This is a genomic window from Flavobacterium sp. FPG59 (genome assembly GCF_002150205.1).
GTDB lineage: Bacteria > Bacteroidota > Bacteroidia > Flavobacteriales > Flavobacteriaceae > Flavobacterium.
On sequence record NZ_MTCA01000146.1, the window covers coordinates 1 to 7,773 of the forward strand.

Sequence of the window (7,773 nt, forward strand, 5' to 3'; positions counted from 1 at the left end):
GTTGATAGCTTTGACTTTTTCTAAAAAAAACTTGCATTAAAGGAAACTTATTAAGTATATTTGCACCGTTGTTAATGCGAAAGTAGCTCAGTTGGTAGAGCTCCAGCCTTCCAAGCTGGTTGTCGCGAGTTCGAGCCTCGTCTTTCGCTCTAAGTTTCAAGTTTTACTTAGAAATTTTTTTACTGTTATAATGCGAAAGTAGCTCAGTTGGTAGAGCTCCAGCCTTCCAAGCTGGTTGTCGCGAGTTCGAGCCTCGTCTTTCGCTCTTAAACCTCAAACTTTTGTTTGAGGTTTTTTTGTTTTATGGTTGTTCTAGTCCCGAAGCTTCGGGATATCCCATGAACGAAGAGATACGGGAAGCCTTGTCTTTAACTTTTTGAAGCCGAAACTTTATGTTTCGGCTTTTTTTGTTTCAAAAGTTTCTTTAAATTATTTAATATAACTCAAGTCGGTTTCTGATTCAAGTTCTGTGGGAGTTTGATTTTGACCAAACAATCTTGCGGTTAAATTGCCTTTCAAGGTTATTTTATCTCCTTTTACTTCTAGCCAGCTGCCTTCTCTCAATCCTAATACGGGAACCGAATTGTATGCGTGAAATTCCTTAATTCGAGTTTCGCGCGTTTCACCCATGTGAGTAGATGTTGTATCTGGATCAAGATAATGCGGATTTAAATTAAACGGAATCATTCCTAAAGTTTTAAAACTAGGCGGATAAACAATAGGCATGTCATTTGTGGTTTGCATGCTAAGTCCGCATATATTACTGCCAGCACTTGTGCCTAAATACGGGGTTCCTTTCTTAATAGCATCAGCAAGTGGTTGCATGATGTTGTTTTTATACAATTGGGATACCAAAACAAAGGTATTTCCGCCACCGGTAAAAATTCCAGATGCTTCTTGTATGGCTTGTACGGGATTTTCAAATTGTTCAATTCCATTTACAGTAATATTAATTTTGGCGAAAGCCAATCTAACAATTGCTGTGTATTCCTCGTGGGTAATACCGCCAGGTCTAGCATATGAAATAAAAAGGATGTTATTACAATCCTTAAAATGTTTGGTTAGGGTGGGTAATAGATATTCTAAGTAACTTTGATGAGCAAGTGTTGAGGTACTTGCAATAATCATATTTTTCATTGTTCAGGTATTATTTTTTTATAAAGATATTAAAACCGTCTTTTTTAACTGTGATTTTTAATTAACATTTTTTTACCATCCTATTAGTAATTAATTTGCAAAGCATTACGATACTTTTACAACGAATCAATACTTCTTTTTTAACGAATGTTTAAAGTGCTGTGTTTGCTTATAATTTTGATGACTACACAAATGGAGTCGCAAGAGTTGCCTAGAATTGTTCTAAAGGGTTCGGTAGTGGTGCAAGATGAGGTTTTAGAGGGTGTTGATGTTGTGAACAAAAAGACTAAAGAAACCACTCGTACGAATGCTCAAGGAAATTTTTCGATACTTGCAGCGGTTGGTGATACTTTGGTATTTACTGGATTTCAAATAAAAGATATTTATTTTCCAATATCGGCACAGCAATTTCTTCAAGGATTTATTTCGATACAGTCAGAGTTACGCTCGTATCAATTAAAGGAAGTTGTAGTTCAAAACGGAATCAATGCTAGAGCACTTGGAATAATCCCAAAAGGACAAAAAACGTACACTCCAGCTGAAAGAAAATTATATACTGCAACAGACTTGAATGCCTCTTTAAATGCAGGTTCAATGGCTGGTGGCTCAGTATCAGTAGATCCATTGCTCAACTGGATTTCCGGCAGGACAAAAAAGTTAAAAAAGCAGTTGAATACAGAGAAGAAGGAATTGTATAGAATTCAAATAGAAAATTGGTTTACCAAGGAATATTTTATGACTAAGTTTCAAATACCAGCTTTGTACGTAAAAGGCTTTGAATATTATTGCATAGAAAACGATAGTTTTGTTGCGGCTTTAACTTCAAAAAATGTGGCATTGACTACCTTTTTGATGGGAGATTTAGCCTTACAATATAAAGAAATAATTGCCAGTGAAAATTAAAAATACATTATTGTTTGTGCTGTTTATGATGGTGCAATCAATGTACAGTCAAGATGCGCCCGTAAAAGAGATTCGGGGTAAAATTGTAGCAGATTCTGTTGCTGTAGATCGCATTAATATTGTTAACCTTACTACCGAGAAAGCAACAACATCTGATGCAAATGGTTTCTTTACAATTCCTGTAAAAGAAGGTGATATACTTGTTTTTACCGCTGTAAATCTAGAAGGATTCCGAAAAAAAATTGAGAAACAAGATCTTGATCAAACGGTTTTATTGGTAAAAATGAATTCCAAAAGTATTATTTTAAAGGAAGTTATTATTAACGAAAACAACATTACTGCCGAAAGTTTGCGAATCATTCCTTACGGTCAAAAAAAATATACTCCCGCTGAACGAAAGTTGTATACCGCAACATCTGGAGGAGGTATTGACGGCTTGCTCAACACTTTATCAGGACGAAAAGCGATGCTTAAAAAGGAAATAATTGTAGAGAAAAAAGAACAGTTGTTAGCAAAGTTAGGCTCTTTATTCGAGGAAAAATATTATGTAGAAAATTTAAAAATTCCGCAAGAATATATCTTAGGATTCCAGTATTACTGTGTTGATGATATTGAATTTGCCGACGCTTTAAAAACCAAAAACAAATGGAAGGCTATGTTTTTAATTTCGAAACTAGCTCAAAATTATAACGAAATCATTGCACTTGAGACTAAACAATAGTATAACGCTACTTGTCCTAGTATGGAGTATTTATGCACAAGGACAGGTTGTTAAGGAGGAATATATAACAGGTAAAATTATTGCAAATGCAAAGCCTGTAGCCGGTGTTCATGTATTGAATATTGTAACTGAAAAAGAAGTGGTTAGTGATAGTTTGGGTTTTTTTAAAATCTTGGTAAAACCAGATGATCTTTTGGTTTTTACAGCGGTGAATTTAGAAATCCATAGGTACAGCATTGACGAAGAGGATATGAATCTAAAACATTTAGATATTGAAATGTTTACAAAAGCAATTGAATTGCAAGTGGTTTATGTTAATGCTCATCCAGGAATTAATGCTAGAGCACTAGGTATAATTCCTAAAAATCAAAAAGTGGTAACAGCAGCGGAACGCGGTAGGTATTCCCAGCCCAATGGACCTCTCCAAGCAATAAAAATAATGATAACTGGTAAAAATCCTGCGCTTGATAATGCTCTTAAAGTAGAACGGAATATAGCAGCATTAAATAGGCTTGATGGGATTTTTCAGGATAACTATTATGTTGAAACCTTAAAAATCAATAAAGATTACATCAAAGGGTTTCAGTATTATTGTATAGAAGATGCAGAATTTAGTGCGTCTCTAAAAAGCAAAAACAAGTGGAAATTAATGTTCAGAATTGTAAAGCTCGCCGAAATTTATAATGAAATGAATGCGTCACAATAAATTTAAAATAGTCTTTTGTGTTCTTTTTTTATTCCAAATTGCATTTGGTCAATCTACTGTTGAGAAGGTTTATAGTGGAAAAGTAATTGTAAGCAATCAGATTGTAGCAGGTGTAATCATTACCAATAAAAAAACAGGTTTACAAGTTAGGACTAATCCAGATGGCTTTTTTTCTATAGCGGTTCATGTTAAAGATACTCTAGTTTTTGAAGCCGTTCACTTGCAAAAGAAACAAATAATAATTTTAGATGCTAATTTAGAAAAAGCAGATGCTATAATAGAGATGCAACTAAAGAATACGGTGTTGAAAGAAGTTGTTGTCAATGGTAAAAAGATTGATGCTTACAGTTTAGGAATAGCGTCAAAAAATACTAAAAAGTTCACTCCTGCAGAACGGAAGTTACAAACAGCGGGAGATTGGAAACCCATCATGCTGTTGGGCCTATTAGGCGGTTCAATGGAATTAGATCCCTTGATCAATAAAATAAACGGAAGAACCAAACGCTTAAAAAAATTGATTGTTCTTGAAAGAAAAGAACTGAATATCAAATGGATTTCCGAGGAGTTTCAAGATGCCTTTTTTATAAATCAATTAGGGATTAAACAGGAATATATCAGTGGGTTTAAATATTATTTGGTTGAAAATGATAACTTTACAAAAACACTACTTACTCGGGACAAAGATCAAATTATTTTTAGCATGATACCCTTGGCACAAGAATATAAAGATAAATTAAAAGGCAACTGAAATAGCAATTTTGAAAAATCAATAATATGAAGCAGCTCTTACTTATTTGTGTTCTTTTTGGTAACGTTTTGTGGGCTCAAAATAATGATAGAAAGTCATTGCACGCGCGGTTGATCAATGATTTTACAATTGTAGATAATGGGTATGTTTTTAATTTGAATGCCAAGACTAAAACGTTTATCAGCAAGCAGGGTTTCTTTGATATTTTGGCTCAAGCCAAAGATACGTTGCTCATTTCCAGCTTAAATTTTAAGTCGAGAAAAATTATTGTTTCTGAAAATGATTTTTTAAAACCGCTCGCTTTATTTGATATGGAATCTCAGTTGACGGCCTTAAAAGAAGTTGTGGTCAAAGGAAAGTTAGACCCAAAGCCTTCTTTGCCTAACACCCAAAAAATAGTTGATATGAAATTTATAAGCGATGAAAAATCAGCTGTCAAGAATAGCGCTATGCCATCGGATAGATCCATTGAAAACGGATTAGATTTTGTACGCGTTTTTAAAATGCTTAAAAAAGCATTCTCAAAGAAAAACGGAGAGGTGGCTGAGAGCAACAATACAAATGCGTTTCCTGAACTAGTTTTATCTAGAATTGATGGTTATTTTTTTACGAGTACTTTAAAATTAGCACCAGATGAAGTCAATTTATTTTTGGATTATTGTAAGAACGATGCTGCTTCAAGTAAGTATTTAAAGGATATAGATACCTTTTTACTAATGGATTTTTTGGTTAACAAGAACAAAGAATTTAAAAGATTCACTACTTTTGAAAAATGAAAAAAATAATTACAAGAGTTCTTTTTGTAGTACTCATTCTCTCTATGTCATCTTTTGCGGCACACAAATTTTATGTTGCCTTGTTTCAAGTAAATTATGTTTCTGAGAAGAAAATGATTCAAATCACGGCTCGTATTTTTGTAGACGATTTGAATAATGCCTTGGAAAAAAAGCATAATAGAAAAATAAATTTAGGTTCAGAAATGGAGACAGCTGAAGATGTCTTGCTTTTAAAAAAATATCTTAATGAAAAGTGTGTTATTAAAGTAGATGGACAAACTAAAGTTATAAATTTTGTGAGCAAAGAGATGGAAGGGGATGTGCTTATTTGTTATTTGAGTATCAAAGAAATCAAAAAAATTAAAGAACTAGATATATATAATGCAGTATTGACTCAAAATAATGCTGAGCAACAAAACATTATGCATTTTAACGTTTTGGGGGTCAAAAACACACTTTTATTTACGACATCAACATCAAAAGGTGTGTTAAAATATTAATTTGTACCTTTTTAAACAAAAAAAATATTATTTTCACGCATTGAAATAACCAGATTTCCAACTATGAAAAAATTATCCTTATTCTTGCTGCTTCCTGCAATGCTATTTGCACAAGAGAAAACGGCACCTGTAACTCCTAAGCAAACAGGGAGATATGACAACAACAAATTTAGCCAGATGTACGATGTTTTGGCAACGCCAAACATGTTTCGTACTGCATCTGGAGCCCCGGGACCTGCTTACTACCAGCAACAAGCGGATTATAAAATTAACATTGAATTAGACGATAAAAAATCACGATTGACAGGTTCAGAAACCGTGACTTATTCTAACAACTCACCAGATACGTTAGAGTATTTATGGGTTCAATTAGATCAAAATCAAGCTGCTAAAAACTCGCAGACACCATTGGCAGACAGCCAAAGAATGGAGCAAGTTTTTCCAGCGGGAAGTTTTGCTACTAAATTTTTAAAAGAGCCAGCAGAACGCGGTTTTAATATTGAACAAGTTAAGGATGCTAAAGGAAATCCTTTATCTTACACGATTAATCAAACCATGATGCGTATTAATTTGGCATCACCATTAAAACCGGGAGAAAAATTTTCTTTTTCTATTAACTGGTGGTACAACATTAATAATTATAGACTAGAAGGCGGTCGTTCTGGATATGAATTGTTTGAAAAAGAAGGCAACAAATTGTATGTAATCGCTCAGTTTTATCCAAGAATGGCGGTGTACAATGATGTTGAAGGATGGCAAAACATGCAGTTTTGGGGTACAGGAGAGTTTACATTGCCGTTTGGTAATTTTGATGTAAATATCACAGTTCCTGCTGATCACGTAATGGAAGCTACAGGAGAGTTAACCAATAGAAGCGAAGTTTTTACTGCAGAGCAAGTAAAAAGATACGAATTGGCAACTAAAACATTTGATAAACCAGTTGTTATTGTAACACAAGCAGAGGCAGAAGCCGCTGAAAAAGGTTTCTCAGACAAAAAGAAAACATGGAAATTCAGTGCTAAAAACGTTAGAGATTTTGGTATTGCAACTTCGAGAAAATTCATTTATGATGCCATGGCGGTGAAACTAAATGAGAAAACGGTAATGGCTGTTTCGGTTTACCCAAAAGAAGCCAATCCATTGTGGGGAGAAACTTCAACTAGAACAGTAGCGCACACTTTAAAGAGTTATTCAGCACATACTTTTGATTATCCTTACCCGAAAGCAGTTTCGGTTTCAGCAGAAGATCAAGGGATGGAATACCCAATGATTTGCTGGAATTACGGGCGTCCTGATGAAAAAGGAGTTACAAGTGATCGTATTAAAAACGGAATGATAGGTGTTGTAATTCATGAAGTAGGACATAACTTTTTCCCAATGATTGTAAACTCTGATGAGCGTCAATGGTCTTGGATGGATGAAGGATTGAATACGTTTATGCAATACATGGCTGAGCAAGAAATGAATGTTAATTTCCCTTCAAGCCGCGGACCAGCAAGTAAAATAGTTCCTTACATGAGTGGTGATCAAAAATTCTTAGAGCCAATCATGTCAAATTCTGAAACCATAGTTCAATTTGGAGCTAATGCCTACGGAAAACCTGCTACAGGATTAAACATCCTTAGAGAGACCATTATGGGTAGAGAATTGTTTGACCATGCGTTCAAGGTGTACGCTAACAGATGGAAATTCAAGCACCCTACTCCTGAGGACTTTTTTAGAACCATGGAAGATGCTTCGGCAGTTGATTTAGACTGGTTTTTCAGAGGTTGGTTTTACTCCACTGATTTTGTAGACATCGGTGTAAAAGAGGTAAAACAATTTTATGTATCTGAAACTGCAACAAAGGAGTTAAAGGATGCAGTAGTTCGTAGAGGGCGTTTTGGTCAAGAAAAAGGACCATTCGTATACTTAGTTCCTGCTACAAGTGAGGAATTAGCTGCCAAAGACAAAAAAGCACTGGCTATTAACGAGGTAAGTTTATTATCTGAATACGTAGAGAAAAACTTTACTACCGAGGAGAAATCAGCATTAAAAGCACCAAAATATTTTTACGAAGTGGAGTTTAACAAGCCAGGAGGAATGTTAATGCCAATCATTGTGGAGTTAACGTATGAGGATGACTCAAAAGAAACTTTTAAATACCCAGCTCAGATTTGGAGAAAAAACAATGACACTGCTAAGAAAGTGTACGCTACAGACAAAGCGATCAAAAAAATTGTTGTAGATCCAAAATTAGAAACAGCTGATATTGATGTAACTAATAATACTTGGCCAAAAGA

At 34.6% G+C, this 7,773-nt stretch carries 8 protein-coding genes and 2 tRNA genes; 9 read left to right on the forward strand and 1 reads right to left on the reverse strand.

Features of this window, described 5'->3' with window-relative positions:
* The first annotated feature begins 76 nt into the window (after positions 1-76).
* Positions 77-149: transfer RNA gene (locus tag FPG59_RS11720), tRNA-Gly, on the forward strand.
* 43 nt (positions 150-192) lie between these two features.
* Positions 193-265 (forward strand) — tRNA-Gly (locus FPG59_RS11725).
* A gap of 164 nt (positions 266-429) precedes the next feature.
* On the opposite strand, the gene pepE is transcribed toward FPG59_RS11725, so the two are convergent.
* Positions 430-1,137, reverse strand: a complete 708-nt coding sequence (gene pepE / locus FPG59_RS11730; protein WP_086454783.1) for a dipeptidase PepE — start codon at positions 1,135-1,137, stop codon at positions 430-432.
* A gap of 180 nt (positions 1,138-1,317) precedes the next feature.
* Here pepE and FPG59_RS11735 point away from each other — a divergent pair, with 180 nt between their 5' ends.
* The 7 genes from FPG59_RS11735 to FPG59_RS11765 all read left to right on the forward strand — a co-directional run.
* On the forward strand, positions 1,318-2,040 hold the full coding sequence (locus tag FPG59_RS11735; protein ID WP_254906694.1) for a carboxypeptidase-like regulatory domain-containing protein: 723 nt from the start codon (positions 1,318-1,320) through the stop codon (positions 2,038-2,040).
* On the forward strand, positions 2,030-2,761 hold the full coding sequence (locus FPG59_RS11740) for a carboxypeptidase-like regulatory domain-containing protein (protein ID WP_230157580.1): 732 nt from the start codon (positions 2,030-2,032) through the stop codon (positions 2,759-2,761). Before FPG59_RS11735 ends, FPG59_RS11740 begins: the two co-directional genes overlap by 11 nt.
* Complete coding sequence (locus tag FPG59_RS11745; protein WP_086454785.1) at positions 2,745-3,467, forward strand: hypothetical protein; 723 nt, start codon at positions 2,745-2,747, stop codon at positions 3,465-3,467. Before FPG59_RS11740 ends, FPG59_RS11745 begins: the two co-directional genes overlap by 17 nt.
* Positions 3,454-4,215, forward strand: coding sequence for a hypothetical protein (locus tag FPG59_RS11750; protein WP_086454786.1), 762 nt, complete (start codon positions 3,454-3,456; stop codon positions 4,213-4,215). The genes FPG59_RS11745 and FPG59_RS11750 overlap by 14 nt, the downstream gene beginning before the upstream one ends.
* A 26-nt stretch (positions 4,216-4,241) precedes the next feature.
* A complete protein-coding gene (locus FPG59_RS11755) occupies positions 4,242-4,991 on the forward strand; it encodes a hypothetical protein (RefSeq protein WP_086454787.1) in 750 nt (249 codons plus the stop codon).
* Positions 4,988-5,491: a DUF6702 family protein gene (locus FPG59_RS11760; protein WP_086454788.1), complete on the forward strand. Its 504-nt coding sequence runs from the start codon at positions 4,988-4,990 to the stop codon at positions 5,489-5,491. Before FPG59_RS11755 ends, FPG59_RS11760 begins: the two co-directional genes overlap by 4 nt.
* A gap of 63 nt (positions 5,492-5,554) precedes the next feature.
* On the forward strand, positions 5,555-7,773 hold a 2,219-nt coding region (locus FPG59_RS11765), incomplete at its 3' end, for a M1 family metallopeptidase (protein ID WP_086454789.1).